The sequence below is a fragment of the Amycolatopsis australiensis genome (assembly GCF_900119165.1).
Taxonomy (GTDB): Bacteria; Actinomycetota; Actinomycetes; order Mycobacteriales; family Pseudonocardiaceae; genus Amycolatopsis; species Amycolatopsis australiensis.
In genome coordinates, this window is sequence record NZ_FPJG01000006.1 from 5,025,139 (window position 1) to 5,047,868 (window position 22,730).

General features: G+C 71.3%; 25 protein-coding genes. 11 read left to right on the forward strand and 14 right to left on the reverse strand.

Going from position 1 to position 22,730, the window contains the following annotated elements; translation table 11 throughout:
* Positions 1-57: 57 nt before the first annotated feature.
* Positions 58-897 carry an aldo/keto reductase gene (locus tag BT341_RS24835; RefSeq protein ID WP_072478562.1) on the forward strand — a complete coding sequence of 280 codons (840 nt, stop codon included), beginning with the start codon at positions 58-60 and terminating at the stop codon, positions 895-897.
* 70 nt (positions 898-967) lie between these two features.
* Positions 968-1,435, forward strand: coding sequence for a hypothetical protein (locus BT341_RS24840; RefSeq protein ID WP_072478563.1), 468 nt, complete (start codon positions 968-970; stop codon positions 1,433-1,435).
* Between the two features lie 10 nt (positions 1,436-1,445).
* Here the strand turns inward: BT341_RS24840 and BT341_RS24845 are convergent, their stop codons facing one another.
* Together BT341_RS24845 and BT341_RS24850 are read right to left on the reverse strand one after the other, a co-directional pair.
* Positions 1,446-2,219, reverse strand: coding sequence for a GAF and ANTAR domain-containing protein (locus tag BT341_RS24845; protein WP_072478564.1), 774 nt, complete (start codon positions 2,217-2,219; stop codon positions 1,446-1,448).
* Between the two features lie 312 nt (positions 2,220-2,531).
* Complete coding sequence (locus BT341_RS24850) at positions 2,532-3,059, reverse strand: hemerythrin domain-containing protein (protein ID WP_072478565.1); 528 nt, start codon at positions 3,057-3,059, stop codon at positions 2,532-2,534.
* A gap of 126 nt (positions 3,060-3,185) precedes the next feature.
* On the opposite strand from BT341_RS24850, the gene BT341_RS24855 reads away from it, so the two are divergent.
* A complete protein-coding gene (locus BT341_RS24855; protein WP_072482167.1) occupies positions 3,186-4,703 on the forward strand; it encodes a CYTH and CHAD domain-containing protein in 1,518 nt (505 codons plus the stop codon).
* A 33-nt stretch (positions 4,704-4,736) separates the two neighbouring features.
* Here the strand turns inward: BT341_RS24855 and BT341_RS24860 are convergent, their stop codons facing one another.
* From BT341_RS24860 to BT341_RS24870, 3 genes are read right to left on the reverse strand one after another with little or no spacing between them, the layout of a single operon-like run.
* The gene (locus BT341_RS24860) at positions 4,737-5,528 is read right to left on the reverse strand and encodes a SigB/SigF/SigG family RNA polymerase sigma factor (RefSeq protein WP_072478566.1); all 792 of its coding nucleotides are present in this window, start codon (positions 5,526-5,528) and stop codon (positions 4,737-4,739) included.
* Positions 5,525-5,974 (reverse strand): ATP-binding protein, encoded by a 450-nt coding sequence (locus BT341_RS24865; protein WP_072478567.1) that lies wholly within the window; start codon positions 5,972-5,974, stop codon positions 5,525-5,527. The genes BT341_RS24860 and BT341_RS24865 overlap by 4 nt, the downstream gene beginning before the upstream one ends.
* Positions 5,975-6,030: 56 nt before the next feature.
* Positions 6,031-6,360 carry a plasmid stabilization protein gene (locus BT341_RS24870; protein ID WP_072478568.1) on the reverse strand — a complete coding sequence of 110 codons (330 nt, stop codon included), beginning with the start codon at positions 6,358-6,360 and terminating at the stop codon, positions 6,031-6,033.
* A gap of 205 nt (positions 6,361-6,565) precedes the next feature.
* Here BT341_RS24870 and BT341_RS24875 point away from each other — a divergent pair, with 205 nt between their 5' ends.
* Entirely contained in the window at positions 6,566-7,528 is a 963-nt protein-coding gene (locus BT341_RS24875) for an LLM class F420-dependent oxidoreductase (protein WP_072478569.1), read from the forward strand.
* Between the two features lie 83 nt (positions 7,529-7,611).
* Positions 7,612-9,384: an aa3-type cytochrome oxidase subunit I gene (gene ctaD / locus BT341_RS24880; RefSeq protein ID WP_072478570.1), complete on the forward strand. Its 1,773-nt coding sequence runs from the start codon at positions 7,612-7,614 to the stop codon at positions 9,382-9,384.
* Between the two features lie 280 nt (positions 9,385-9,664).
* Here the strand turns inward: ctaD and BT341_RS24885 are convergent, their stop codons facing one another.
* The gene (locus tag BT341_RS24885) at positions 9,665-10,030 is read right to left on the reverse strand and encodes an STAS domain-containing protein (RefSeq protein ID WP_072478571.1); all 366 of its coding nucleotides are present in this window, start codon (positions 10,028-10,030) and stop codon (positions 9,665-9,667) included.
* Between the two features lie 303 nt (positions 10,031-10,333).
* Here BT341_RS24885 and BT341_RS24890 point away from each other — a divergent pair, with 303 nt between their 5' ends.
* Positions 10,334-11,062, forward strand: a complete 729-nt coding sequence (locus BT341_RS24890; protein WP_072478572.1) for a GAF and ANTAR domain-containing protein — start codon at positions 10,334-10,336, stop codon at positions 11,060-11,062.
* A 14-nt stretch (positions 11,063-11,076) separates the two neighbouring features.
* Here the strand turns inward: BT341_RS24890 and BT341_RS24895 are convergent, their stop codons facing one another.
* Positions 11,077-11,280: a hypothetical protein gene (locus BT341_RS24895; protein ID WP_072478573.1), complete on the reverse strand. Its 204-nt coding sequence runs from the start codon at positions 11,278-11,280 to the stop codon at positions 11,077-11,079.
* A 188-nt stretch (positions 11,281-11,468) separates the two neighbouring features.
* Here BT341_RS24895 and BT341_RS24900 point away from each other — a divergent pair, with 188 nt between their 5' ends.
* The 4 genes from BT341_RS24900 (at position 11,469) to ligD (BT341_RS24915) (ending at position 14,541) form a co-directional block, all read left to right on the forward strand.
* Positions 11,469-11,666: a hypothetical protein gene (locus BT341_RS24900; RefSeq protein ID WP_072478574.1), complete on the forward strand. Its 198-nt coding sequence runs from the start codon at positions 11,469-11,471 to the stop codon at positions 11,664-11,666.
* 123 nt (positions 11,667-11,789) lie between these two features.
* Positions 11,790-12,737 (forward strand): non-homologous end joining protein Ku, encoded by a 948-nt coding sequence (ku, locus tag BT341_RS24905; RefSeq protein ID WP_072478575.1) that lies wholly within the window; start codon positions 11,790-11,792, stop codon positions 12,735-12,737.
* A complete protein-coding gene (gene ligD / locus BT341_RS24910) occupies positions 12,734-13,678 on the forward strand; it encodes a non-homologous end-joining DNA ligase (RefSeq protein WP_072478576.1) in 945 nt (314 codons plus the stop codon). Before ku ends, ligD (BT341_RS24910) begins: the two co-directional genes overlap by 4 nt.
* Positions 13,675-14,541, forward strand: coding sequence for a non-homologous end-joining DNA ligase (gene ligD, locus BT341_RS24915; protein ID WP_072478577.1), 867 nt, complete (start codon positions 13,675-13,677; stop codon positions 14,539-14,541). Before ligD (BT341_RS24910) ends, ligD (BT341_RS24915) begins: the two co-directional genes overlap by 4 nt.
* A 6-nt stretch (positions 14,542-14,547) precedes the next feature.
* On the opposite strand, the gene BT341_RS24920 is transcribed toward ligD (BT341_RS24915), so the two are convergent.
* Complete coding sequence (locus BT341_RS24920; RefSeq protein ID WP_072478578.1) at positions 14,548-15,180, reverse strand: UdgX family uracil-DNA binding protein; 633 nt, start codon at positions 15,178-15,180, stop codon at positions 14,548-14,550.
* 89 nt (positions 15,181-15,269) lie between these two features.
* Between BT341_RS24920 and BT341_RS24925 the strand changes: the two genes are divergently transcribed.
* Complete coding sequence (locus tag BT341_RS24925; RefSeq protein WP_072478579.1) at positions 15,270-15,686, forward strand: CBS domain-containing protein; 417 nt, start codon at positions 15,270-15,272, stop codon at positions 15,684-15,686.
* A gap of 68 nt (positions 15,687-15,754) precedes the next feature.
* On the opposite strand, the gene BT341_RS24930 is transcribed toward BT341_RS24925, so the two are convergent.
* The 6 genes from BT341_RS24930 to BT341_RS24955 form a co-directional block, all read right to left on the reverse strand.
* A complete protein-coding gene (locus BT341_RS24930; protein WP_072478580.1) occupies positions 15,755-16,039 on the reverse strand; it encodes a DUF3040 domain-containing protein in 285 nt (94 codons plus the stop codon).
* An 87-nt stretch (positions 16,040-16,126) separates the two neighbouring features.
* Positions 16,127-17,893 (reverse strand): IlvD/Edd family dehydratase, encoded by a 1,767-nt coding sequence (locus BT341_RS24935; RefSeq protein WP_072478581.1) that lies wholly within the window; start codon positions 17,891-17,893, stop codon positions 16,127-16,129.
* Between the two features lie 90 nt (positions 17,894-17,983).
* Entirely contained in the window at positions 17,984-19,396 is a 1,413-nt protein-coding gene (locus BT341_RS24940; RefSeq protein ID WP_072478582.1) for a GH1 family beta-glucosidase, read from the reverse strand.
* Positions 19,393-20,250 (reverse strand): carbohydrate ABC transporter permease, encoded by an 858-nt coding sequence (locus tag BT341_RS24945; RefSeq protein ID WP_072478583.1) that lies wholly within the window; start codon positions 20,248-20,250, stop codon positions 19,393-19,395. The genes BT341_RS24940 and BT341_RS24945 overlap by 4 nt, the downstream gene beginning before the upstream one ends.
* A complete protein-coding gene (locus tag BT341_RS24950) occupies positions 20,247-21,236 on the reverse strand; it encodes a carbohydrate ABC transporter permease (protein WP_072478584.1) in 990 nt (329 codons plus the stop codon). Before BT341_RS24950 ends, BT341_RS24945 begins: the two co-directional genes overlap by 4 nt.
* 4 nt (positions 21,237-21,240) lie before the next feature.
* Complete coding sequence (locus tag BT341_RS24955; protein WP_072478585.1) at positions 21,241-22,539, reverse strand: ABC transporter substrate-binding protein; 1,299 nt, start codon at positions 22,537-22,539, stop codon at positions 21,241-21,243.
* Between the last annotated feature and the right edge of the window lie 191 nt (positions 22,540-22,730).

A 22,730-nucleotide genomic window follows, 5' to 3' on the forward strand; every position in this document is an offset into this window, starting at 1 on the left:
GGGACGGCCACCGTCCCGCCGTGTTTCGCGTCCGGGGGCCTCGGGTAGGCCGCTGGCATGACGACCACCGCTGCCCACGTCCCGACCGTCGAGCTGAACAACGGCGTGCGCATCCCGCAGTTCGGGTTCGGCGTGTTCCAGATCCCGCCGGAGGAGACCGCGCGGGCGGTGCGGACCGCGCTGGAAGCCGGCTACCGCCACATCGACACCGCGCAGATGTACCGGAACGAGGCGGGTGTCGCGGCGGGCATCGCGGAGTCCGGCCTGGCGCGCGACGAGGTGTTCGTCACGACGAAGCTGGCGAACGACGCGCACGGCTACGACAACGCCATCACCGCACTCGAGGGCAGCCTGCGGCGGCTCGGGTTCGACCACGTCGACCTGTACCTGATCCACTGGCCGTTGCCGCACAAGGACAACTACGTCCGGACGTGGCGCGGTTTCGAAGACATCCTGCGCGCCGGCAAGGCCCGCGCGATCGGCGTGTCGAACTTCCAGCCCGCGCACCTCGACCGGCTCGCCGAAGAGACCGGCATGGTGCCCGCGGTGAACCAGATCGAGCTGCACCCGGCCCTGCAGCAGCCGCCATTGCGCGCCTACCACCAGGCACACGGCATCGCCACCGAAGCGTGGAGCCCGTTGGCGCAGGGGGAAGTCCTCGACGACCCGGTGCTCGCGGACCTGGCGGAGAAGCACGACCGGACACCCGCGCAGGTCGTGCTGCGCTGGCACGTCCAGCTGGGGAACATCGTGTTCCCGAAGTCGTCGTCGCCGGAGCGGATCCGGCAGAACATCGACGTGTTCGGCTTCCAGCTCGACGACGAGGACATGACGGCGATCGGCAAGCTCGACGCCGGCAGGCGCACCGGGCCGGACCCGGACACTTTCACGGGGTGACCGCGGCGTTTCCCTGTGCGACCTACCGGGTACCTCTTCCGGGTAGGTCCCCCAGGAAGGAGCGTCCGGCATGACCACGAACGCGTATCTGTCGTTCCTCGCGATCGGCATCGCGCTGGTCTTCATAGACGGGCAGATCATCTACCGCAGCGGCCGCCGGTACCTGGAGAACTCCTACGGCGACCCGGCGGCAGGCGCGTCGATGACCCGGCTGGTCACGGTGCTGTTCCACCTGGCGACACTGGGGGTGCTGGCGCTCGTCTCGACGATCGACATGGGCGGCAGCGACCTGCCGGGCGTCGTCGGACGGCTCGGCGTGCTCCTGCTGATCCTGGCGCTGGCCCACGCGATCACGCTCGCGGCGCTCGCCCGCATCCGCGGCGAGCAGGAGGTGGAGGCGGTCGTCCAGCGCGGCAACCGGCGGCAGCGGGTGGAGCCGGAGCAGCAGGCGACCGTGACGCCGGTCCCGGGCCAGGACGGCCGTTACCCGGCGGCGAGCCCGTCGCTGGAGAACCGGTCCCCGTATTCGGCGCAGTGAGTTCGGCGGGTCAGCGGTCGGCGGGCTGGTCGGTGAGCGCCTTGGCGACATCGGCCAGCTTGACGTTGAGGTCCTGGGACGCGCGGCGCAGCACGTCGAACGCTTCGTCGGCGGTGATGCCGCGGCGCTGCATGAGAATGCCTTTCGCCTGGCCGATGACGTCCCGGCTCTCGATCGCACGGCGCAGGTGCGCCGCCTCCAGCTCGGCCGCCTCGACGGCCTGGGTGTGGGCCAGTGCGAGTGACGCGTGCGTCGCGAGCAGGAGGGCGAGGTCCACCGCCCGGTTGTCGAACGCGTCGGGCCGGCTCGAGTAAACGTTGAGCGCGCCGGAGGTCCGGTCGGTGTCCGGGATCAGGGCGGTGGCCAGCACCGAGTGGTAGCCCAGCGCCGCCGCGCCCGGGCCGAACTTCGGCCAGCGGGGTTCGTGGGCGAGGTCCTGCGACCAGCCGATGGCCGGGCCGTCGGGCCGCGCCGACTCCACGCACGGGCCTTCGCCGTGGTCGTACTGCAGCTGGTCGAGCCGGACCGCGATCGCGTCGGTCTCGACGGGAGTGCGGTAGGTGCCGCCGGGTTCCCGGAGCGTGACGCTGACGAGGTCGGCACCGGGGATGATCGCCTTGGCGGCACCGACGACGAGCCGCAGCACCCCGCCGACGGTCGGCGTCGCCTCGAGCAGGGTCCGCGTGAGATCGGCGAACTGCCCCGCGAGCAGGCCGGCCTGCCCGTGGCCGTCCTGGCCGAACCGGGCCCGTTCCCGGGCCCACTCGTCTTCGCCGATGCTCATGCGTCTCGTCGTCCTCACGTCCGGGTGGAAGTCCTATTCAACCCGATGCCGGTGGGGGAGCGGCGAGCCGGTGTTCAGCCGGGTGACCGGCGACGCGGCGCAGTGTGGCGCGCGCCTGTGCGGGAGCGGGCTGTGCCGACGCCAGGCCGGGAGAGCCTGCGGCGCGGGGCGGCCCGGGCGCGGTCGGCGACGTGCGGCGCGGAGCGGCCCGGGCGCGGTCGGCGACGTGCGGTGCGGGCCACACCCGGTGCGGTGGGGTAGCCGGTCGGCCACCAGCGGTGAGTCAGCCGCGCGGAAGCGAGTTGCCGATGCTCAGCCGGGAGAGCCGGCCGCCCGGCGCAGCGCCGCCCGGGCGCGGTCGACGAAGCCCGGTCCCGGCCACAGCTGGTCCGCCTGCGGCATCCGGTCGGCCAGGTCCGGATGCGGCAGCGTCGCCGCGCTGTGCCGGACCTCCAGGACCTCCCGGCCCAGCTCGGCGCGCCGCTCGGGCGGGCAGCTCGCGCGGACCTCGCGTACCGCCCGCGCGCCTTCGTCGCGGACGTGCCGGCGCACCGCCCGGATCAGCCCGCCCAGCACCCGCTCGAACCGGGGCTCCTGCGGCCCGGTGCCCTCCAGCCGCCGCATCAGGTCCTCGGCTTCCGCCAGGTCGCCGTCGCCGTCGAGGAACCGCTCTTCCGCGACGGCGTGGCGGACCAGCACCGCGATCAGGTGGTCGGCCAGATCCCGCCGGTTCTCGGGGCTGCCCTGGCCGAGCTCCAGCTCGGTGCACAGCCGGTCCAGCTCGCGGTGGTCGCCGGCGAGCACGGTGGTCAGGTCGGTTGCGGGCTGGCTGCCGTTCATGCACGCTCCTGGTCCGGACTCGGTTTTTCGCCCGATCGGGTACCCGCTGCCCGCACACCGAATCGCGCGTCGGCCCGCCGCCTGCCGGGTACCCACCGGGAGAACCGGCCCCCAAGGAGGATGATCATGGCAGCGCCCTCGTCGGTGACCGAACGCGAGCGCAAGTACGAAGTCGCCGCGGGCAGCGGAGTGCCGCGGCTCGTCGGCGTCGCGGGCGTCGCGACCCAGGACGACCCGGTCGAGGAGATCCTCGACGCGTCCTACTACGACACCGAAACGTTCCGGCTCGCCCGCGGCGGCATCACGCTGCGGCGCCGCGTCGGCGGCCACGACGCCGGCTGGCACCTCAAGCTGCCGGTCTCGGCTGACGAACGGCAGGAGATCCGGCTGCCGCTGGGCGGCGACCCCCACAAGGTCCCCGGACGGCTGCGCCGCCTGGTGCGCGCGTACACGCTGGGGGAGAAGCTGGTGCCGATCGCGCACCTGCGCACCGACCGGTTCGCCCACCGGCTCGCCGACGCCGGCGGCCGGACGGTCGCGACGCTGACCGACGACCACCTGACCGGGGAGGCGGGCGGGGAGACCGCGCGGCTCGACGAGTGGCGCGAACTCGAGCTGGAGCTGGACCCGGCCACCGAACCCGGGCGGCTCGGCGAGTTCGACCGGGCGCTGGCCGAAGCCGGCGCGACGGCCTCGCCGTGGCCGTCGAAGCTGCGCCGGCTGATCGGCGACCGCGTGCCGTCGCCGCCGCGCGCCCGCAGGAAGCCGACCGCGGGCGACGTCGTGCTGGCGTCGCTGCGCGAGCACTACGGCGACCTGCGCCGCGCGGACGTCGGGGTCCGGCTGGACGCCGCGGACTCCGTGCACCGGATGCGCGTGGCGACGCGGAAGCTGCGCAGCTCGCTGCGCACGTTCGGGTCCATTGTGGACAAAGACGCGACCGCGCCGCTCGCGGCCGAGCTGAAGTGGCTCGGGCGGCAGCTGTCGCCGGCCCGGGACGTCGAAGTCGGCGAGCGACGGCTGCGCGAGCAGCTCGGCGACGTCCCGTCGGAGCTGGTGTTCGGGCCGCTGCGCCAGTACCTGACCCGCCAGTTCGCCCGTGAGGCCGAAGAAGGCCGGGCCCGCGTCATGGCGGCGCTGACCGGCAAGCGGTACCTGAACCTGCTGCGGGCGCTGGACACCGTGGTCGAGGAACCGCCGCTGACGGCCAGGGCGGGCAAGCCGGCGAAGTCTGCGTTGCGCAAGCCGCTGCGCAAGGCCGCCAAGAGGCTGCGTCACGCCGAAGGGGCGACGGAAGGACTGGAGGACCGCGAACTCGAGAAGGCGTTGCACGAGGTCCGCAAGAAGGCGAAGCGTGCCCGCTACGCCGCCGACACCGTGAAGCCCGTCTACGGCAAGAAGCTGCGGAAGTGGCGCAAGAACGTCAAGGCCGTGCAGCAGACGCTGGGCGAGCACCAGGACACCGTGGTCGGCCGGGACGTCCTGCACCACCTGACCATCGCCGGGCACGGGGAAGGCCAGAACACGTTCACGTTCGGGATGCTCTACGCCGGCGACGCCGCCCGGGCCGAGCGGCTGCGCGAGACGTTCGCACGGCGGTGGCGGCGGCTGGAGAAGGGCGGCCGCCCCGGCTGGCTCCGCTGAGCGGCGGGCCCGGGCCGGCCGCCGCGGCCGGCCCTAGCCCTCGCCGGTGAGCTTGCCGCGCAGCTGTTCCAGGGTCTGCGACAGCAGGCGCGAGACGTGCATCTGGGAGATGCCGACGCGGTCGGCGATCTGGGTCTGGGTGAGCCCGCCGAAGAACCGCATCACCAGGATCGCGCGCTCCCGCTTGGGCAGCTCCTGCAGCAGCGGCTGGAGGGCCTCGTGGTTTTCGACCATGGCCATCTCGTGGTCGGGTTCCCCCATGGTGTCCGCCAGCGACAGCGCCTCGGCGTCGTCGTGCACCGGCTTGTCGACGGACAGGGCCTGGTAGGCGTTGCCGGCCAGGAGCCCTTCGCGGACTTCGTCGACGTCCAGGTTCAGGTGCTCGGCCAACTCGGTCGGCGTCGGTGCCCGCCCCAGGCGCTGCGAGAGCACCGCCGAGCCCTGGCTCAGGGACAGGTGCAGCTCCTTGAGCCGCCGCGGCACCCGCACCGACCAGCCGGTGTCCCGGAAGTGCCGCCGTACCTCGCCCATGATCGTCGGCACGGCGAAGGACAGGAAGTCGTGCCCCCGGGCGGGGTCAAACCGGTCCACGGCGTTGATCAGCCCGATCCGGGCCACCTGGACCAGGTCCTCCCGGGGTTCGCCGCGGCCGGAGAACCGGGTCGCGATGTGCTCGGCGAGCGGCAGGAGCTCGGTCACCAGCTTGCTCCGGACGACTTCGCGGCGGGGGTCGTCCGGTCCGAGCGTCCCCAGCTCCTCGAACAGCGGCTCGCAGTGGGCGTATTCGTCCGGGCGGTGGAGGAGGGTTTTGCGCTCGCTGCTCACGCGCTCGTTCCCGGGTTCAGCACCAGCTCGATCGTGACGATGCCCGCGCCTCCACCGGGAAGGACGTCGCAGTGCGCGGTCACCGACCGGCTCAGCGTGGTGAGGACGTGCCAGCCGAAGGTGCGGTCGCTCGGTGGCCGCGGGTCGCTCGAGCGGACCGAGACGACGACGTGCAGGCCGTCGGCGGCCTGCAGGAACCGGCAGTGCAGCTGGCTGCCGAGCTCGGCCAGCTGGACCAGCTGAGCGCACGCCTCGTCGACGGCCATTTTCGCGTCGGCGATGGCGTCGAGGCCGAAGTCCGCGCGCGAGACCACGCCGTGCGTGAGCATCCGGACCAGGGGAATCTGCTCGGCCATGGCCGGCAGGCGCAGCTCCACCGGCTCCTCGAGCAGCTCGTCCAGCGTCGGCCTCCGGCCGTGCGAGCTGCCGCTTCGTGTTTCTTCCATGCGTGAGGTACTACCCATCCGGGGGACAGCCGACACTTCGTGATCAGGGATCTGCGTCACCGGCCCAGCGCCCGTTCGAGTTCTTTCTTGGTCATCGTCGAGCGGCCGTCGATGTTCCGCTTCTTCGCCTCGTTGTAGAGCTGGGCCTTCGTCGGCCCGCCGGGGCCCTTGCGGTTGCCGGACCGCTCGCCGCCGCGCTGCTGCGGGGACTTGTCCTTGACCGACGTCCGGCTGGCCTGCCGGGACTCGCCGGACTGCGCCCGGTTCTTGTTTACCGTGCGCGCGGCGATCTCCTTGGCCCGTTTCGTGCTCGCGCCGCGGTCCTCGGCCGAGTCTTTGATGTGCTCGTACTGCCGCTCGCGCTTGTCGCTCCACGACTGAGGCATGCCCGCTCCTTCCTCTCGCGGGGTGAGTACCCGGTCGATCACCGGGTAAACCCCCGGCCAGGGCGGCCCGCGGGACGCACCGGGAGTTCCTGCACGACCAGGGTGCCGGGGACGCCGTGGGTGCGCGTCCGGTCGATCTTCCGGCCCGCCGGTTACCCAGTGCTCCGGGCGGGTACGCGGGGGGCTGATGCGAGAGGAGGCGCCGATGCGGATCGGCTACACCCTGATGACCGAGCAGGCGGGGCCGAACGACCTGGTCCGGTTCGCCGCCGGGGCCGAGCAGGCCGGCTTCGACTTCGAGGTGATGAGCGACCACTACTCGCCGTGGCTGGACGAGCAGGGCCACGCGCCCTACGCCTGGAGTGTGCTGGGCGCGGTGACCCAGGCGACCGAGCGCGTTGAGCTGATGACCTACGTCACCTGCCCGACCATGCGCTACCACCCGGCGGTGGTCGCGCAGAAGGCGGCGACCGTGCAGGCGCTCTCGGGTGGCCGGTTCACCCTCGGCCTCGGCGCGGGCGAGAACCTCAACGAGCACGTCGTGGGCCGCGGCTGGCCACCGGCGAACGTCCGGCACGACATGCTCGCCGAGGCCGTGCAGATCATCGGCGGCCTGTTCGACGGCGGGTACTTCGACTACGAGGGCAAGCACTTCCGCGTCGACTCGGCGAAGCTGTGGGACCTGCCGGAGAAGCGGACGCCGATCGGGGTCGCGGTGTCCGGTTCGCAGTCGATCAAGCGGTTCGCCCCGGTGGCCGACGCGATGATCGCCGTCGAGCCCAAGAGGGAGCTGTCGCAGGAGTGGGACGCGACGAAGCTCGGCCCGCCGACCCGCAAGATCGGCCAGATGCCCGTGTCGTGGGGGACCGACCGCGACGCGGCGGTGCAGCGCGCGCACGAGCAGTTCCGGTGGTTCGCCGGCGGCTGGAAGGTCAACGCCGAGCTGCCGGGTCCGTCCGGTTTCGCCGGGGCCACGCAGTTCGTCCGCGAAGACGACGTCGCGGGCTCGATCCCGTGCGGCCCGGACCTCGAGCCGATCGTCGAAGGCGTGCGCGAGTTCGAGAAAGCCGGCTTCACCGACGTCGCCCTGGTGCAGATCGGCGGCGACCAGCAGAACGGCTTCCTCGACTTCGCCGAGAAGGAGCTGCTCCCCGCCCTGCGCGGGTAGGTCCACCCGTTCGGGGGAACGCGGATCGCGGCCGTCAGGAGTAGTACGCGGAGTACGGGGCAGTCCGGCGACAGGAGTTGCGGATGACCGACGTGAAGCCGGCACCGAGCCTGCGGGCGGTGCCACTGGCAGTCGCGCGGCGCGGGCCGAAAGGCAGCGTGCTGCTCCGGCTCATGCGCACCACCGACCCGAAGCAGATCGGGATCCTGTACCTGGTCTCCTCGTTCGGGTTCTTCATGGCGGGCGGCGCGATGGCGCTGCTGATGCGCGGCGAGCTGGCCCGGCCCGGCCTGCAGTTCCTGTCGCCGGAGCAGTACAACCAGTTGTTCACCATGCACGGCACGGTGATGCTGCTGCTGTACGCGACGCCGAACCTGTTCGGGTTCGCCAACTACATCCTGCCGCTGCAGATCGGCGCGCCGGACGTCGCGTTCCCGCGGCTCAACGCGTTCTCCTACTGGCTGTACCTGTTCGGCGGGCTGATCGTGCTCAGCTCGTTCCTGACCCCCGGCGGCGCGCCGGACTTCGGCTGGACGGCCTACACGCCGCTGTCCAACACCATCCACTCGCCGGGCATCGGCGGCGACCTGTGGATCATGGGCCTGATCGTGTCCGGGCTCGGCACCATCCTCGGCGCCGTCAACATGGTCACCACGATCGTGTGCCTGCGCGCGCCCGGGATGACGATGTGGCGGATGCCGCTGTTCACCTGGAACATCCTGTTCACCGCGATCCTGATCCTGCTGGCGTTCCCGATCCTCACCGCGGCGCTGTTCGGCCTGGCCGCCGACCGCCACCTGGGTGCGCACGTGTTCGACCCCGAGAACGGCGGGGCGATCATGTTCCAGCACCTGTTCTGGTTCTTCGGCCACCCCGAGGTCTACATCGTGGCGCTGCCCTACTTCGGGATCGTCACGGAGATCATCCCGGTGTTCAGCCGCAAACCGCTCTACGGCTACCGGCTGATGGTGTTCGCCACGATCGGGATCACCGGCCTGTCGGCGACGGTGTGGGCGCACCACATGTTCGCGACGGGTTCGGTGCTGCTGCCGTTCTTCTCGATCATGACGTTCTTCATCGCGGTGCCGACCGGGATCAAGTTCTTCAACTGGATCGGCACGATGTGGAAGGGGCACCTGAGCTTCGAGACGCCGATGCTGTGGTCGGTCGGGTTCATGGTGACGTTCCTGTTCGGCGGGCTGACGGGGGTCATCCTGGCGTCGCCGCCGCTGGACTTCCACGTGCACGACAGCTACTTCGTGGTGGCGCACTTCCACTACGTGCTGTTCGGCACGATCGTGTTCGCGACGTTCGCGGGCATCTACTTCTGGTTCCCGAAGATGACCGGCCGGATGCTCGACGAGCGGCTCGGCCGGTGGCACTTCTGGACGACGTTCATCGGCTTCCACACGACGTTCCTGGTCCAGCACTGGCTGGGTGACATGGGCATGCCGCGCCGGTACGCGGACTACCTGTCGACGGACGGCTTCACGACGCTGAACACGATCTCGACGATCGGCGCGTTCATCCTGGGCGCGTCGACGCTGCCGTTCATCTGGAACGTCGTGAAGAGCTACCGCTACGGCGAGCAGGTCCTGGTCGACGACCCGTGGGGCTACGGCAACTCCCTCGAGTGGGCGACGACGTGCCCGCCGCCCCGGCACAACTTCCTGGACCTGCCGCGGATCCGCTCCGAGCGGCCGGCGTTCGAGCTGCACCACCCGGAGGCGGTGGAGCGGATGAAGGAGGAGCGGTACATCCGGTCGAAGCGCGCCCAGGCCAAGGCGGCGGACAAGGGGACCGAACCACCCCAGTCGCGTGAGGGCCACGCGGGAACGGCGGGTTCCTCGCGCTGACGCCCGGGCAGCGGGCTGCCGGGATCTGCCTGGGGTTTTGCGTGGGTCGCCGGAACCGGTGGTGCTGGGCGAGTGCGGCTTCGGCCGCGGTACTCGCCCATCGCGCCGGATTCCGCGGCTCGGCGATCCGGCGGCGCCAGGCGGCGTGGGGCACCGGTCGGTGCGGTTCCTCGCCCGGCTGCCGGCCGAGGGGCGCTCACAGGCGGCCGGGTGGCCGGAACGCGGAGGCCGGCGGGCTTTCTTGGCCGTCGCCACTGCCCGCGGGCTTCGACCGCCGCCGTCAGGCGGTCGCGGGTTCGGGGCGCCGGTCGGCGACCGTCACGCGCTGGTCCGCGCCGGTGACCCGCAGGGCCCGGCGGACGAACGGGCTCCGGCCGGTCACCACCAGCAGCGCCGTTCCCTTCTGCTCCGCCTGCAGTGCCGCGTGCAGCAGCACCCGCACCCCCGCCACGCCCAGGAAGTCCACTTCGGACAGATCCACCACCAGCCGCTCCGGTGCCGCCCAGAGGCGGTCCGACAGCAGGGTCGCCAGGTCCGCCGCCGTTGCCGTGTCGAGGTCGCCGCGGGCCGTGATCAGCACCGCGTGCGGGGCGGGCCACGCAGTGCGCAGCCGCAGTGCCGGGTGTGGTTGCCGGGAGATCTTCATGCCGGTTCGCCGCCGTCCTGGTGCCGCGCGGGGCCGAGGGCGCCGCCGCGCTCGAATGATGCGGGGCCGGCTGCTGATTGAACCGTCCACCGAGCCTAGCCACCTCCGGGGGACTCGCAACCGTCGTTGCTCCGAACGGGGGAGAGCCGCACGCCACCGCGGTGACCGCTTGTGCCCGCGCCGACCGGGATGCAGTAATCTCGCGCTGGACCCGTTAAAGCGCTAGCGGCCCACTAGTGGCGCGCGCCCGGGTCCTCCCTGGTCTTCAGCGCCCTGACTCACGGAATGAGGGCGTCAGCAAGGATGACGGGCGGGCACGAGGAGCTCACCGCGCGGCTCGACGAAGTCACGGTCGCCATGGAGTCGCTGACCGCGATGCTGGACACCGAGCTCGACCTCGGCCAGATGCTGCAGGCGGTGTGCGACCACGCGGTCCAGGTCGTGCCGGGTGCCGACATGGCGAGCATCACCCTGGTGCGCGACGGCGTGCCGGAGACGGTCGCCAGCACCGACGAGCGGGCGGTCAACTTCGACCGCGAGCAGTACCGGATCGGCGACGGCCCGTGCCTGCGCGCCGCCGAGACGGGGCAGCCGGTCCGGGTGGGCATCGGGGCGGTCGGGGACCTGTGGCCGCAGTTCGTCTCGTCGGCCGAGCAGCTGGGCGTCGCGAGCTTCCTCGCCGCGCCGCTGACCGTGGACGACGACATGTCCGGCGCGGTCAACCTGTTCGGCTTCGGCGAGCACGGCTTCAGCGAACTGGGCACGAAGATCCTCGAGCTGTACACGGCGACGGTCGTGTTCGGCCTCCGCAGCGCGCGCCGCTACTTCGCCGCGCGTGAGCTGGTCGACCAGCTGAACCGCGCCCTCGAGACCCGCGCGGTGATCGACCAGGCCAAGGGGATCCTGATGGCCGCGCACCGGATCACCGCGGAGGACGCCTTCCAGCGGCTGGTGAAGCGTTCCCAGGACGGCAACCGCAAGCTGCACGAAGTGGCCGCGGAGTTCGTGGCCGCGGTCGCGACGACCACCTGACCGCCGGCCGGTCGCTAGCTCGTGGGAACTTCGTCCGGCGGGGTCTCGGCCACCGGGTCACCGCGGTGCCGGCTGCGCTGGCAGGTCGTGCAGACCAGGGTGCGGCCGAGCACCGTGCCGTCGTCCGCGACCACCTGGGCCACGTGCATCGTCGGGAAGCCGCAGACTTCGCAGGGCAGCGACCCCTCCTCGCGGCTGATGCGGATCTGCGTGCCCATCCGGCCTCCTGGTGTGACGTGGGTCTCACTACTCTGCCGGTTTCGGCCGCGGGGCCCACCGAATTCACTCGTTCGGCCTAGCGAAAGCCGTCTCCGGGAACCCGATCGGCTGCTCCAGTGTTTCGTGGGATGAGACGGGGTAATCCGCCGGCGCAAGGATCACCGGGGGATACCGGAGGGGAGCGAACATGCGAGACAAGCGGAACGACCTGCGGCCGGTGGCGGACCTGCTCCTCGAGGGCGGGGACACGCCGACCCAGGCGGCCACCCGGCGCAAGGCGGCACTCGCCGTCGCGGCGCGGGCGAAGGATCCCGAGGACTGCGCGCGGCTGCTCGACATGCTGGGCCTGCACCGGATCGGCACCCGCAGCAGCGAAGTCGCCTGACGCGCGTGCGCGCGGAGCCCGCCGAGGCCACCCGGTCCGGCGGGCTCCGGCCGTCACGCACCGCGACGGCGCCGGGTTTCGGGAAGCGATCATGCGGGTATCGCTGCCGGTGAGGAGGTCGACATGGCCAGACCGGTGTGGAGCGGCGCGCTGAGCCTGGGGTTGGTCACCGTGCCGGTGGAGCTGTACCCCGCGGTGGCGGACCACACGATCCACTTCCACCAGTTCGAACGCGGGACGTCGGACCGGATCCGCAACCGCCGGGTCAACGAGCGGACCGGCGACGAGGTGAGCCAGGACGAGATCGTCAAGGGCTACGACCTCGGCGGCGGCGACCACGTGCTCGTCGAGCCGGACGAGCTGGAGGAGATCGCGCCCGAGCGCTCGCGGCGGATCGACATCGAGCAGTTCGTCGAGCTCGACGAGATCGACCCGTGGTTCTTCGACAAGACGTACTGGCTCAAGCCGGCGAAGGAGGACTTCGCCAAGGCGTACGGCCTGCTGCTGCAGGCGATGGACCGCAGCGAGAAGGCCGGCATCGCGAAGTTCGTGCTGCGCGGCAAGGAGTACCTCGCGGCGATCCGCGCCGGCGAAGGCGTCATGGTGCTCAACACCCTGCACTTCGCCGCGGACCTGCGGAAGCCGAAGGACGTCATGGGCGGCCTGCCGAGCCTGCCGAAGCCGCGGCCGAAGGAGCTCGACATGGCCCTCGCGCTCGTCGACGAGATGACCGCGCCGTGGCAGCCCGAGGACTACCGCGACGAATACTCCGAGCGCGTCGAAGAGCTGATCAAGGCCAAGGAGCAGGGCAAGGAGATCGCGCACGAGGAGGAACCGGAGCCCTCGGCCGACGTCGTCGACCTCTTCGAGGCGCTCTCGCGCAGCGTGAAGAACCGCAAGAGCGGCGGCAAGGAACGCGCGGCCGCGCCGAAGAAGCCGAAGCAGCGGAAGAAGCCCGACCTCGCCGAGCTGTCCAAGTCCGATCTGGACAAGCTCGCCCGCGAGCAGGGCGTCAAGGGGCGGTCGAAGATGACGCGCGCCGAGCTGGAGAAGGCGCTGAAGGCGTCGTGAGCGGGCCAGGCTGGCGCGAGCCGACCTTGGCCACGCTCACCGACCGCCGCTTCTCCGACGAGAACTGGCTCTACGAGCGCAAGCTGGACGGCGTCCGGGCGATCTGCGTGCGGGACGGCGGCACGCCGACGCTCTATTCGCGCAACCACAAGGTGATGGACACCGCCTACCCGGAGCTCGTCGAAGCGCTGGCCGCCCAGGGCGGCCCGCGGTTCGTCGCCGACGGCGAGATCGTCGCGTTCGACGGCGGCAACACCAGCTTCGCCGCCCTCCAGCCGCGCATCCACGTCAGCGACCCGGACCGCGCCCGGGCCACCGGCGTGCGCGTCTACTACTACCTGTTCGACCTGCTGTACTACGACGACCAGGACACGACCGCGTTGCCGCTGCGCCAGCGGAAGGCACTGCTGCGGGACGCCTTCGACTTCGAAGACCCGCTGCGGCTGTCGGCGCACCGCAACACCGAAGGCGAGAAGTTCTACGACGAAGCCTGCCGGCGCGGCTGGGAAGGCGTCATCGCGAAGCGGGCGGACGCGCCCTATCACCATGGACGGTCACCCGACTGGCTGAAGTTCAAGTGCGCGCAGGGTCAGGAACTCGTCATCGGCGGCTTCACCGACCCGCAGGGCGCGCGGCACGGCTTCGGCGCGTTGCTGCTGGGCTACCACGAAGACGGCGGCCTGAAGTACGCCGGCAAGGTCGGCACCGGGTTCGACGAGAAGCTGCTGTCGTCGCTGCACGCGCGGCTGCGGGAGCGCGAGACGTCGCGGTCGCCGTTCGCCGGGCCGGTCCGGGAACGCGGCGCGCACTGGGTCCGGCCGGACCTGGTGGCGCAGATCGGCTTTTCCGAATGGACGCGCGACGGGCGGCTGCGGCATCCGCGGTTCGCCGGCCTGCGCGAGGACAAGAAGGCGGCGGACGTCGTGCGGGAGCGGGCATGACGGAGATCTCCCATGCGGACAAGCTGTACTACCCGGCAGACGGGCTGACGAAGGGCGACGTGGTCGAGTACTACCGCGCGGTCGCCGGCGTCATGGTGCCGCACCTGCGCGGCCGCCCGCTGACGCTGCGCCGGTTTCCCGACGGCATCGAGGGCCAGGGCTGGTTCCAGAAGCACCCGGGCGAGCACTTCCCGGACTCGGTCCGCGTCGAGCGCGTGCCCCGGCGTGGTGGCGGCACCGACGAGTACGTGGTCTGCGACGACGCCGCGACGCTGGAATACCTGGCGGGACAGGGAACGCTCGAGTTCCACGTCTGGCTGTCCACAGTGGACGCACCGGAGCGGCCGGACCGGCTGGTGCTGGACCTCGACCCGCCGGCCGGCACGCCGGTCGCCGAGCTGCGGGCGGTCGCGCGGCGGATCCGCGACCACTGCGAGCGCGCCGGGCTGACCCCGTTCGTCCAGGCGACCGGCGGGCGCGGCTTCCACGTGCTGGCGCCGCTGGACGCGAAATCCGGCACCGAGGTGGTCCTGGAACTGTCCCGCGCGCTGGCCGGCCGCGTGGCCGCCGACGACCCGGACCGCCTGACGACGGCGCAGCGCAAGGACAAGCGCGGCGACCGGATCTTCCTCGACGCCAACCGCAACGGCTACGCGCAGACGTTCGTCGCGCCGTACTCGCTGCGGGCCCGCCCGGGCGCGGCCGCCGCGACCCCGCTCGACTGGCGCGAGCTGGGCAAGGCCGAGCCGGACGGCTGGAGCCTGGCGAAGGAGAAGCAGCGGCTGGCACGCAAGGAGGACCCGTGGCGGGATCTCGGCGCGCACGCCGCCTCGGCGGAAGCCGCCCTGCGAAAGCTGCGCTGAGGCCGCTCAGGCCAGCATCTTGCCGGCGGCCTTCAGGTCGGCGACGAACGCCGCGTACGCCTCGTCGCGGTCCGGGGCGCGCAGGATCGCCGACGGGTGGACGGTCGCGACCGCCGACGGCACCAGGTCCGCCACGTCTTCCGGCGCGTCCAGCGGCTCGCCGCGGTGGGCCGTCAGGCGGAACTTGGGGCCCAGCAGCGACTGCGCGGCCGTGGCCCCCAGCAACAGCACCAGTTCCGGGCGCACCGCGCGCAGCTCCGCCAGCAACCACGGCCGGCAGGCGACCACCTCGGTGCGGCCGGGCTTCTGGTGGATGCGGCGTTTGCCGCGTTCGTCACGCTTGAACTTGAAGTGCTTGACCGCGTTGGTGACGTACAGGGCCGTCCGGTCGAAGCCGGCTTCCTCGAACGCGCGGTCCAGGAGCTTCCCGGCGGGGCCGACGAACGGCTCGCCCGCCAGGTCCTCCTTGTCACCGGGCTGCTCGCCGACGACCAGGATCCGCGCCCCGGCGCTGCCTTCGCCGAAGACGGTCTGCGTCGCGTCCTGGTAGAGCGGGCACCCTCGGCAGCCGGACGCCGCCGACCGCAACCGGGCGAGGTCGGTGGTGTCCGGCGGCTCGGCACCGCGGGTATCCGGCATGTGCCGGGAAATTCCCCGTGCCGGGGCCGAGTAAACCCGCGACGCGGGGGTAGCCGAACTGCAACCGCCCGGAACGAAAGGAGTTCACGATGACCACCGCACGCGAGATCATGACGTCGGACGCGACCTGCGCCCGGGAGTCGGACACCGTGCACGACGCCGCGGTCACGATGGCGCAGAAGGGGGTCGGTGCGCTGCCGATCTGCGGCGAGGACAACCGGCTGAAGGGCATGATCACCGACCGCGACATCGTGGTGAAGGTCCTGGCCGAGGGCAAGGACCCGCGCGCGGTCCACGTCGGCGAGCTGGCCCAGGGCGAGGTCGTGACGATCGGCGCCGACGACGACGCGCAGGAGATCCTGCGCACCATGTCCGAGCACCGCGTGCGCCGGCTGCCGGTGATCGACGGGCACGACCTGGTCGGCATCGTCGCGCAGGCGGACGTCGCCCGCGCGCTGTCCAACCCGACGGCGGGCGAGCTGGTCGAGGCCCTGTCCTACGACTGACTTCGCGGACGCGGCCCGCGTCGCCCGGCCCGGGTGACGCGGGCCGCGGCGCGTCCGGCGATCTGCGCTCAGCTGTCCTGAGTGGACTTGCGGCCCGCCTCGGCGCGGGCGATGTGCCACGCCACGAGCGCGCCGCCGGCGACCGTGCCCCAGAGCACCAGTCCCGCGTCCCGGGCGAAGAGCCCGACGATGAGCATGGTCAGCGCCGTGATGTCGCACAGCACGAGCAGCAGTTTCCAGCGGCGGGCCTCGCGCAGCGTGCGGCCGCTGAGGGCGGCGGCGAACGCGGGGTCGCTCGCCTCCAGCTCGGCTTCGATTTCGCGCAGGGCGTGGCGTTCGCGCTCCGGCAGCATGATGGCCTCCTCGCCTCGGGCTACCGCAGGGATACCCGCTCCGCGGCCGTTCGAAGCGGCCGTTTCCCCGGCTGCCGGGCGTCGGAATCAGTGGTTGTCGCGCGGAATGCCCTTCGTCCGCGCGATCCGCTGGTACGCCACCGCCGGGCGCAGCACCATGCCGTCGCAGAGCTGGTCGACCATCGACCGCTGGATCTCCTGCCACGGCGTCTGCGCCGCCGGCACCGGGTAACCGCCGGCTTCGGCGAGCTCCTTGCGGCGCAGCGCGAGCTCTTCGTCCGGCACGAGCACGTCCGCGGTGCCGGCGCGGAGGTCGATCCGCACCCGGTCGCCGGTGCGCAGCAGCGCGAGCCCGCCGCCGGCCGCGGCCTCGGGGGAGGCGTTGAGGATCGACGGCGACCCGGACGTGCCGGACTGGCGGCCGTCGCCCAGGCACGGCAGCTCGCGGATGCCCCGCTTGATCAGCGCCGCGGGCGGGCGCATGTTCACCACCTCCGCCGCGCCCGGGTAGCCGAGCGGGCCGGTGCCGCGCATGACGAGCAGCGAATCCTCGTCGACGCCGAGGTCCGGGTCGTCGATGCGGGCATGGTAGTCCTCCGGGCCGTCGAACACGACGGCGGTGCCCTCGAACACGCCACCGGCCAGGTAGCGGCGGCGGAACTCGGGCGAGATCACGCTGGACTTCATGATCGCGGCGTCGAACAGGTTGCCCTTGAACACGAGGAACCCGGCGTCCTCGACGAGGGCGGTGCCGAAGGTCCGGATGACGTCCCGGTCGGTGGCTTCGGCGTCGCGGCAGTTCTCGCCGAGCGTGCGCCCGTTGACCGTCCGCGCGTCCTCGTGGACGAGCCCGTGCCGCATCAGCTCGTGCACGACGGCCGGGACGCCGCCCGCGCGGTGGAACTCCTCGCCGAGGTACTTCCCGGCCGGCTGGAGGTCGACCAGCAGCGGGACGGCGTACCCGAGCCGCTGCCAGTCCGCCAGGGGCAGCTCGACACCGACGTGGCGGGCGATGGCGCCGATGTGGATGGGCGCGTTGGTGGAGCCGCCGATCGCCGAGCTCACGACGATGGCGTTCTCGAAGGCTTCGCGGGTCAGGATGTCGGACGGCTTGAGGTCTTCGCGGACCATGTCGACGATCCGCAGGCCGGTGCGGTAGGCCATCCGGGCCCGGTCGCGGTGCGGCGCGGGGATCGCCGCGCAGCCGGGCAGGCTCATGCCGAGCGCCTCGGCGAGCGCGTTCATCGTCGAGGCGGTGCCCATGGTGTTGCAGTGCCCGGGTGACGGCGCCGAGGACGCGACGAGGTCCATGAACCCGGCGGCGTCGATCTCCCCGGCCGCGAGCAGCTCGCGCGCCTTCCAGACGATGGTCCCGGACCCGGTGCGCTCGCCGTTGAACCAGCCGTTGAGCATCGGGCCGCCGGACAGCACGATGGCGGGGATGTCGACGGTGGCGGCGGCCATCAGGCAGGCGGGGGTCGTCTTGTCACAGCCGGTGGTGAGGACGACGCCGTCGATGGGGTAGCCGTAGAGCGTCTCGACGAGGCCGAGGTAGGCGAGGTTCCGGTCGAGGGCGGCGGTCGGGCGCTTGCCGGTCTCCTGGATCGGGTGGACGGGGAACTCGACGGCGATCCCGCCTGCCTCCCGGATGCCTTCCCGGGTGCGCTCGGCCAGCTGCAGGTGGTGGCGGTTGCACGGGGAGAGGTCGGAGCCGGTCTGCGCGATGCCAATGACCGGCCTGCCGGACTGCAGCTCCTCCCGCGTCAGGCCCCAGTTCAGGTACCGCTCGAGGTAGAGCGCGGTCATCCCGGGGTCGGCGGGGTTGTTGAACCAGGCTTCGCTGCGCAGTCCCATACCGGCCAGTCTGTCAACGCCGGCGCCGGAATGCACGCCCCGGCTCGGGAGGTTCGTGGCGGCCACCCGCGCCGGCGGCCGCCACGGACGTCAGCCGAGGCCGTTGAGGCCGATCACGCGGGAGTACCAGTGGGCGCTCTGCTTGGGCGTCCGGCGCTGGGTCGCGTAGTCGACGTGGATCAGGCCGAACCGCTTCGCGTACCCCTCGGCCCACTCGAAGTTGTCGAGCAGCGACCAGTAGAAGTACCCGCGCAGGTCGACCCCGGCCGCCAGCGCGTCGTGCGCTGCCCGCAAGTGCGAGTCCAGGAACGCCACGCGGTCGGTGTCGACGATGTCGCCGCCTTCACCCACCACGTCCGGGTACGCCGCGCCGTTCTCCGTGATGTACAGCGGCACCGACCGGTAGCCGCGGTGCACCTGCAGGAGCGACTCCGTCAGCCCGGCCGGCTGGACCTCCCAGCCGGAGTCCGTGCGGGGCGCCGCCGGGTCCGGGACGAAGTGGACGTCGCCCGCGCCGACCCACTCCGGGCCCGCCGGCTCGCTGCCCGGCACCGGGCGCCCCGCGACGCGGTAGTCGCGGTAGTAGTTCACGCCCAGCCAGTCGACGTGCGCGGCGATGACCGCCGCGTCCTCGTCGCGGACCACGTCGCCGAGCCCGAACGGCGCCAGGTCGGCCACCAGGTCGTCCGGGTACCCGCCGCGCAGCACCGGGTCGAGGAACAGCCGGTTCTGCAGGCCGTCGATCCGCCGGGCCGCCGAGACGTCGGAGACGTTCGCCGGGTCGTGCGGGGCGACCGGGTACAGGTTCAGCGTGATGCCCGCCGGGGTGTCCGGTGCGTGCCGCCGGATGATGTCCATCGCCAGCCCGTGGCCGAGCAGCAGGTGGTGCGTCGCGGCGACGGCGGCCGGGTGGTCGGTGCGGCCGGGCGCATGGATGCCGCCCGCGTAGCCGAGCATCGCCGCGCACCACGGCTCGTTGAGCGTCGACCAGCTGGCGACGCGGTCGCCGAGGCGGGCCAGCACCGTCTCGGTGTACTCGGCGAACCGGTAGGCGGTGTCCCGGCTGGTCCAGCCGCCCCGCTCCTCCAGCGCCTGGGGCAGGTCCCAGTGGTAGAGCGTCGCCCACGGCTGGACCCCGGCCTCGAGCAGGCAGTCGACCAGCCGGTCGTAGAACGCGAGCCCGGCGGCGTTCGGCGCGCCGCCGTCCGGCCGCACCCGGGGCCAGGCCAGCGAGAACCGGTAGGCGCCGAGCCCGAGCCGGCGCATGAGGCCGACGTCCTCGGAGTACCGGCGGTAGTGGTCGGCCGCCGGCTCGCCGTTGTCGCCGCCCCGGACCGCGCCCGGGCGGCGGGCGAAGACGTCCCAGACCGAGTCGGTGCGCCCGTCGGCCGTCGTGGCTCCTTCCACCTGGAACGCCGCGGTGGCGGCGCCCCAGACGAAGCCAGGCGGGAACATCAACGCGGTCTCCGCCCGAACGCTGTCGGGATGTACGGACATGTTCACCCTTTCACGGCACCTTGCATGATCCCGGCCACGATCTGGCGGCCGAGGAGGACGAAGACGATGAGGATCGGGATGGTGGCCAGGGTCGTGCCGGCCAGCACCAGCGAGTAGTCGACGTAGTAGCCGCTCTGCAGCTTCTCCAGCGCCACCTGGACGGTCGGGTTCCCCGCGTCCAGCACCACCAGCGGCCAGAGGAAGTCGTTCCACGACATCATGAACGTGAACATCGCCAGGATCGCCGCGGCCGGGCGCACGGCGGGCAGGCAGACGTTCCAGAAGATCCGGATCATGCTGCAGCCGTCGACGCGCGCGGCCTCGATGAGCTCGTACGGCAGAGCGTCCACTGTGTACTGACGCATCCAGAACACGCCGAACGCGGTGACCAGGTTGGGCACGATCACCGCCTGCAGGTGCCCGGCCCAGCCCAGCTCCGACATCGCGATGAACAGCGGGATGATGCCGAGCTGGGTGGGCACCGCGAGCGTCACGACGATGAACACGAACAACCCGTTGCGGCCGCGGAAGCGCAGCTTGGCGAAGGCGAACCCGGCCAGCGACGAGAACAGCACCGTGGTCAGCGTGACCGTGCCGGACACGATGACGCTGTTGGCCAGCGCCTTCCAGAACGGCACGCTGTCGAACACGCGCGAGGCGTTCGCGAAGAAGTTCCCGCCGGGCAGGAACGGCGGGACGCGCTCGGTGAGCATCCCGTTGTCACGGCTGGCCACCAGGAACGACCAGTAGAACGGGAACAGCGAGCCGAGCACGAAGATCGCCAGCACCACGTAGGTGGCCTTGCGCGGCTTGCCGAGGTTGGCGACGCTGCGGCGGAGCCCGCCGTGGAGTGTGGTCATTTCTTCTTCACCGCCGGGGTACGGGCGATCCGGCCGGTGAGGAAGAAGTTCACCAGCGCGATGAGCACGATGATCACGAACAGGACCCAGGCGATCGCCGAGGCGTAGCCGAGGTTGTAGTTCTCGAACGCCGACTGGTACAGGTACAGCGTCACGGTCTGGAACTGGTTGGTCGAGCCGCCGTTGTTCGACCCCGGCATCGCGTCGAACAGCTTGGGCTCGGTGAAGATCTGCAGGCCGCCGATCGTCGAGGTGATGGTGACGAAGATCAGCGTCGGCTTCAGCAGCGGCAGCGTGACGTTGAAGAACCGCCGCCAGGTGCCCGCGCCGTCGATGAGCGCCGCCTCGTGCAGCTCCTTCGGGATGGCCTGCATGGCCGCCAGCACGATCAGGGCGTTGTAGCCCGTCCAGCGCCAGTTGACCATGATGGCGATCGCGACGTGGCTGCCGATGCGGCTGGCCTGCCAGTCGACCGGGTCGAGCCCGACGGTCTGCAGCAGGCCGTTGATCAGCCCGTACTTGGGGCCGAACAGGTTGGCGAAGATGATGCCGATCGAGACCAGGCTGGCCGCGTACGGCAGCAGGATGCCGACGCGCCAGCCCGTCGCCCCGCGCAGCCGGGCCCCGAGCAGGGCCGCCAGCAGCACCGCGATGATGATCTGCGGGACGCTGGAGAGCAGGAAGATGCTGATCGTGTTGGTCAGCGCGTTCCAGAACTGCCCGTCGCCGAGCAGGTCCTTGTAGTTGCCGAGGCCGATGAAGTCGGGGTCGTCGCTGCCGGCCTTCCACTTGAACAAGGAGACGTAGGCGGTGTAGAGCAGCGGGAACAGCCCGACGATCCCGAACACGATGAAGAACGGCGCGACGTAGAGGTACGGCGACACCTTGACGTCCCACCGGCTCAGCCGGTGCCGGAAGGTGGGCCGGGGAGACACCCGCTCCCCGGCCTTACTCCCTTCTGGCGCGATCTTGTCGATGACGGTCATCGGGTCAGCGCGTGATCTTCTTCGCGGATTCGACCAGCTGGTTCCAGCCGTCCGCCGCCGACTTGCCCTGCTCGACCGCCTGCAGGGCCGGGCTCGCCGCGTTCTCCTGGATCTGGCCGTCGCCGGGACCCTTGTACTGCGGCTTCTGCACCTTCTTGGCCTGCTCGGCGAACAGCTCGCCGACCTTCGCGTCGCCGAAGTACGGGTCGGTCTGGCTCAGCAGCGCGGGGTCGGTCAGCGCCTTGACCTGGCTCGGGAAGTTGCCCTTCGCCTGGAACGCCTTGATCTGCTGCTCCGGCGCGGTCAGCCAGGCGGCCAGCTCGGCCGCTTCCTTCGGGTGCTTCGACTGCGTCGGCACGGTCAGGTACGAGCCGCCCCAGTTGCCGCCGCCGCCGGGGAACGCCGCGGTGACCGCCCACTTGCCCGCGTTCTCCGGGCCGGCCTGCTCCTTGATCACGCCGAGCATCCACGACGGGCACACCTTCGTGGCGAAGGCGCCCTGCTTGAAACCGGAGTTCCACTCGTTGCTGAACGCGGTCAGCTTGGCCGACTCGCCCTTGGCGACCGCGTCGGTGACCTTGGTCCAGGCGTCCTTGATGCCCTGGTTGCTGTCCAGGGTGAGCTTGTCGTCGGTGTTCAGGTAGCCCTGGGGGAGCTGGTTGACCATGGCGTTGAAGTTCTGCGCGGCCGAGTCGAACCAGGCCTTGTGGGTCTTGGCGGCGAAGTCGGCGCCGGCCTGGAAGTAGCTGTCCCAGGAGGCGAACAGCGGCTTGACCGCTTCGGGGTCGGTGGGCAGGCCGGCGGCCTGGAACATGTCCTTGCGGTAGCACATGGCCAGCGGCCCGATGTCGGTGCCGTAGCCGATGACCTTGCCGTCCTTGGTCTTGGCGGCGTCGTACTTCCAGCTCAGCCAGCGGTCGGGGGAGGCGTCGGCCGGGCCGATCTTGCTCAGGTCGTTGAACTTCGAGCCCTTGTCCAGGACGTCGGAGAGGTGACCCTCCTCGACCGCCGTCACGTCGGCGAGGCCCGAGCCCGCGGCCAGCTTGGTGATCAGGTCCTGGTGGTAGGGCCCGCCCTGGCCGGTCTTGCGGTGGGTGATCTTGATGTTCGGGTGCAGCCGCTCGTACTCCGGGATGAGGGCCTCGTACCCGAACTCGGTGAAGGTCGCCAGCGTCAGCTCGACGTGCTCGTTCGGGTTCGCCGCGGCCGGTGTGTTGCTGTCACCGCCTCCGCAGGCCGTGGCGCCGAGCGCCGTCATCGTGATGCCCAGTGCGAGGACCAGGCCGTTCCGGATCGTTCTCACGTGTTCAACCACCTTGTTGACGGGAATGAGCGCTCTCACTGCTGGGAGCCCGACTGGGAGCGCTCCCAGGTGTCGGAGAGTCTGGTTGGGGGCTCCACCGGTGTCAAGGGGTCGTAACCGGAGCGTTTCCTGCGAGGAGCGCTCCCGGACTTCGCACTGGGTGACCGTTAAGCTGAGGACGTCCGGGTGGT

Coding starts and splice junctions, on each gene's coding strand:
- BT341_RS24835 (WP_072478562.1), top strand. CDS start 58: ATGACGACCACCGCTGCCCACGTCCCGACCGTCGAGCTGAACAACGGC.
- BT341_RS24885 (WP_072478571.1), bottom strand. CDS start 10,030: ATGAAGATCTCCCGGCAACCACACCCGGCACTGCGGCTGCGCACTGCG.
- BT341_RS24920 (WP_072478578.1), bottom strand. CDS start 15,180: ATGCCGGATACCCGCGGTGCCGAGCCGCCGGACACCACCGACCTCGCC.
- ku (WP_072478575.1), top strand. CDS start 11,790: ATGGCCAGACCGGTGTGGAGCGGCGCGCTGAGCCTGGGGTTGGTCACC.
- ligD (WP_072478577.1), top strand. CDS start 13,675: ATGACGGAGATCTCCCATGCGGACAAGCTGTACTACCCGGCAGACGGG.
- BT341_RS24895 (WP_072478573.1), bottom strand. CDS start 11,280: ATGGGCACGCAGATCCGCATCAGCCGCGAGGAGGGGTCGCTGCCCTGC.
- BT341_RS24890 (WP_072478572.1), top strand. CDS start 10,334: ATGACGGGCGGGCACGAGGAGCTCACCGCGCGGCTCGACGAAGTCACG.
- BT341_RS24925 (WP_072478579.1), top strand. CDS start 15,270: ATGACCACCGCACGCGAGATCATGACGTCGGACGCGACCTGCGCCCGG.
- BT341_RS24865 (WP_072478567.1), bottom strand. CDS start 5,974: ATGGAAGAAACACGAAGCGGCAGCTCGCACGGCCGGAGGCCGACGCTG.
- BT341_RS24930 (WP_072478580.1), bottom strand. CDS start 16,039: ATGCTGCCGGAGCGCGAACGCCACGCCCTGCGCGAAATCGAAGCCGAG.
- BT341_RS24950 (WP_072478584.1), bottom strand. CDS start 21,236: ATGACCGTCATCGACAAGATCGCGCCAGAAGGGAGTAAGGCCGGGGAG.
- BT341_RS24840 (WP_072478563.1), top strand. CDS start 968: ATGACCACGAACGCGTATCTGTCGTTCCTCGCGATCGGCATCGCGCTG.
- ctaD (WP_072478570.1), top strand. CDS start 7,612: ATGACCGACGTGAAGCCGGCACCGAGCCTGCGGGCGGTGCCACTGGCA.
- BT341_RS24855 (WP_072482167.1), top strand. CDS start 3,186: ATGGCAGCGCCCTCGTCGGTGACCGAACGCGAGCGCAAGTACGAAGTC.
- BT341_RS24845 (WP_072478564.1), bottom strand. CDS start 2,219: ATGAGCATCGGCGAAGACGAGTGGGCCCGGGAACGGGCCCGGTTCGGC.
- BT341_RS24945 (WP_072478583.1), bottom strand. CDS start 20,250: ATGACCACACTCCACGGCGGGCTCCGCCGCAGCGTCGCCAACCTCGGC.
- BT341_RS24900 (WP_072478574.1), top strand. CDS start 11,469: ATGCGAGACAAGCGGAACGACCTGCGGCCGGTGGCGGACCTGCTCCTC.
- BT341_RS24935 (WP_072478581.1), bottom strand. CDS start 17,893: ATGGGACTGCGCAGCGAAGCCTGGTTCAACAACCCCGCCGACCCCGGG.
- BT341_RS24875 (WP_072478569.1), top strand. CDS start 6,566: ATGCGGATCGGCTACACCCTGATGACCGAGCAGGCGGGGCCGAACGAC.
- BT341_RS24870 (WP_072478568.1), bottom strand. CDS start 6,360: ATGCCTCAGTCGTGGAGCGACAAGCGCGAGCGGCAGTACGAGCACATC.
- BT341_RS24850 (WP_072478565.1), bottom strand. CDS start 3,059: ATGAACGGCAGCCAGCCCGCAACCGACCTGACCACCGTGCTCGCCGGC.